Origin of the sequence: Streptomyces sp. NPDC001093 (assembly GCF_040298985.1) — a bacterium.
Classification (GTDB): domain Bacteria; phylum Actinomycetota; class Actinomycetes; order Streptomycetales; family Streptomycetaceae; genus Streptomyces.
Genome location: NZ_JBEPBF010000096.1, coordinates 1 through 2,170, shown reverse-complemented (window position 1 = coordinate 2,170; position 2,170 = coordinate 1). Strand labels below are relative to the sequence as shown.

Annotated in this window: 5 protein-coding genes; 1 reads left to right on the top strand and 4 read right to left on the bottom strand. The window is 72.5% G+C overall.

Features of this window, described 5'->3' with window-relative positions; genetic code table 11:
* Positions 1 to 3: 3 nt before the first annotated feature.
* The 4 genes from ABT288_RS34750 to ABT288_RS34735 form a co-directional block, all read right to left on the bottom strand.
* Positions 4 to 237, bottom strand: coding sequence for a hypothetical protein (locus ABT288_RS34750; protein WP_351616508.1), 234 nt, complete (start codon positions 235 to 237; stop codon positions 4 to 6).
* Positions 230 to 463 carry a hypothetical protein gene (locus ABT288_RS34745; protein ID WP_351616506.1) on the bottom strand — a complete coding sequence of 78 codons (234 nt, stop codon included), beginning with the start codon at positions 461 to 463 and terminating at the stop codon, positions 230 to 232. The genes ABT288_RS34750 and ABT288_RS34745 overlap by 8 nt, the downstream gene beginning before the upstream one ends.
* Positions 456 to 1,031 carry a carboxymuconolactone decarboxylase family protein gene (locus ABT288_RS34740; RefSeq protein WP_351616504.1) on the bottom strand — a complete coding sequence of 192 codons (576 nt, stop codon included), beginning with the start codon at positions 1,029 to 1,031 and terminating at the stop codon, positions 456 to 458. The genes ABT288_RS34745 and ABT288_RS34740 overlap by 8 nt, the downstream gene beginning before the upstream one ends.
* Positions 1,032 to 1,148: 117 nt before the next feature.
* Positions 1,149 to 1,511 (bottom strand): winged helix-turn-helix transcriptional regulator, encoded by a 363-nt coding sequence (locus ABT288_RS34735; RefSeq protein ID WP_351616502.1) that lies wholly within the window; start codon positions 1,509 to 1,511, stop codon positions 1,149 to 1,151.
* A gap of 260 nt (positions 1,512 to 1,771) precedes the next feature.
* Here ABT288_RS34735 and ABT288_RS34730 point away from each other — a divergent pair, with 260 nt between their 5' ends.
* Positions 1,772 to 2,086: a hypothetical protein gene (locus ABT288_RS34730; RefSeq protein ID WP_351616500.1), complete on the top strand. Its 315-nt coding sequence runs from the start codon at positions 1,772 to 1,774 to the stop codon at positions 2,084 to 2,086.
* The last annotated feature ends 84 nt before the right edge of the window (positions 2,087 to 2,170 follow it).

Sequence of the window (2,170 nt, the reverse complement as noted above, 5' to 3'; positions counted from 1 at the left end):
TTGTCAGGCATGCGGGTGTCCTTGGGCCGGGAATGTGGTGGCCCAGGGCTCGGCGTCCAGGAGCAGACCGTTGGCCGGCTGGCTGATGGTCCGGTACCGGTTCGCGGGGACCGGAACCGCTCGCCGGGTCACGTCGTCCGGGTCGGTGTCCGGGAGGACTGCGGTGGGGCTGCCGCCCGTGCTGTGGCGTGTGCAGGCGTGCACGATGGTCGGGTGTGGTGCGGCGTTGTCAGGCATGCGGGGGTCCTTCGGCCGGGTATGCGGTGGCCCAGGGCTCGGCGTCCAGGAGTAGACCGTTGGCCGGCTGGCTGATGGTCCGGTACCGGTTCGCGGGGACCGGAACCGCTCGCCGGGTCGCGTCGTCCGGGCCGGTGTCCGGGAGGACCGCGGTGGGGCTGCCGCCCGTGCTGTGGCGTGTGCAGGCGTGCACGATGGTCGGGTGTGGTGCGGCGTTGTCAGGCATGCGGGTGTCCTTGGGCCGGGTATGTGGTGGCCCAGGGCTCGGCGTCCAGGAGCAGACCGTTGGCCAGCTGGCTGATGGTCCGGTACCAGCCTGCCAGGACCAGGAACTCCAGCAGTCGGGCGTCGTCGTAGTGGGCGCGCAGGCCGTCCCAGGCGGCGTGCGAGAGGCGGGCCGTGTCGTGCAGTTCGTCGACCGCGTCGAGCAGGGCCCGGTGGCGCGGCGCCCAGGTGGCGCCGGCGGTGGGGTCCGGCTCGGTCGTCGCCCGGAGCTGCTCCGGACCGAGGCCGACCTGTCCGGCGAAGGCGGCGGCGTGCACGCCCCACTCGTAGGCGCATCCGGCGCGCGCGGTGACCCGGGCGATGACGACCTCACGGTCCAGGGCGGGCAGCAGCCCGTGGCCCAGCAGTCCGGCGCCCAGGGCGAACATCCGCGAGGCGAGCTCGGGGTTGCGGTGCAGCACCCGGAACAGGGCGATCGGTTCGTGCCCGACGCCCGGCGGCATCCAGCGGCGCAGCGCCCGGTCTATCGGGGCGGGACAGGGCGGGGAGAGCGGTTCGATGCGCGGCATGCGACAACACCTCCTGCTTCGATTTCCGAATCATCCTGGTGCTTCGATTTCAGAAGCGCAAGAGGGTCCGGGAAGGTGAACGGGGCGTTCCGGGGAGGGGGGCGTGGACGGGCGGGGTCAGTCGCCGGTGCCCGGACGCTCCTGCGCGCCCTCGGCGAGGGCCTCCGCCCACCGGCCCGACCAGCGGACCAGCGGCCGCAGGGCGGTGTACGCCTCCCGGCCGAGCGGTGTGAGGGTGTACTCCGTGCCGTCCTGCTGGGTCACGAGGCCCGCCTCGGTCAGTTCGCGGAGCCGCCCGCGCAGCACGCTGGAGGACATGCCGTCGCAGCGCTGCTGCAGTGCGCGGAAGCCGGTGGGTCCCTCGTGGAGTTCCCAGAGGATGCGCAGGGTCCAGCGCCGCCCGAACAGGTCGAGTGCCGCCATCAGGGGGCGGCCCGTGGCCGAGCCCCGGACCGGCCGGCCGGGCCTGGGTGTCGTCATGCCGTCCGCGCAATCTGTCCGATGCTTCTGTTTCCGAAACAGTAGCATCGCCCGCCGCGCTGCGGTGTGTTCGAATCGACGCCGGCTCATCCACCCCTTCGGAAACTGGCGTGACACGACGACAGTTTCCGTGCTGAGCTGGGGATTTGTCAGTCCTCGCGGCCCTGTCGTTGTCAGTGCCGGGCAGTAGACTGGAAGCAGTGTTCGAGGGCATCGCCGGGCTGTCCGGCCGGTGCCCTGACCGCGACAGGAGGATGCCCGTGCCCGCTGCCGCCCTGAAGCCGAAGCCGTTGCCCACCCAGTCCACCGCCCAGCACCCCGTGCTGTTCGACTCCCCCTACGAGCCGGTGGCGAAGCGGCCCCTGCCGGCCGGACGCCCGCGCGAGTGGTACGTCACCCACAACCGCCGCCTGAAGGCCATGCGCCTCGCCATAGCCCTGCTCGACTCGGGCATCTACCTCCCGGCCCAGGCCCGCGACGACAAGATCCGCAGCACGGCCGCGGAGATCGGCATGCGCCCGCCGTCCGACACCACCTGCCACATGGTCCGGGCGTTCATGCGCTACAGCCGCTGACCCCCCGGACCGGCGCCGGGTGCCCCGCCCTGCCAGGGGGGCGCATGCCGATCTCCGCGGCCGTGCTGCGGATCTTGTCGTCGC

What these genes read in the sequence shown, in the direction of transcription:
- ABT288_RS34740 (WP_351616504.1), bottom strand. Translation starts at nt 1,031, where the DNA reads ATGCCGCGCATCGAACCGCTCTCCCCGCCCTGTCCCGCCCCGATAGAC.
- ABT288_RS34735 (WP_351616502.1), bottom strand. Translation starts at nt 1,511, where the DNA reads ATGACGACACCCAGGCCCGGCCGGCCGGTCCGGGGCTCGGCCACGGGC.
- ABT288_RS34750 (WP_351616508.1), bottom strand. Translation starts at nt 237, where the DNA reads ATGCCTGACAACGCCGCACCACACCCGACCATCGTGCACGCCTGCACA.
- ABT288_RS34745 (WP_351616506.1), bottom strand. Translation starts at nt 463, where the DNA reads ATGCCTGACAACGCCGCACCACACCCGACCATCGTGCACGCCTGCACA.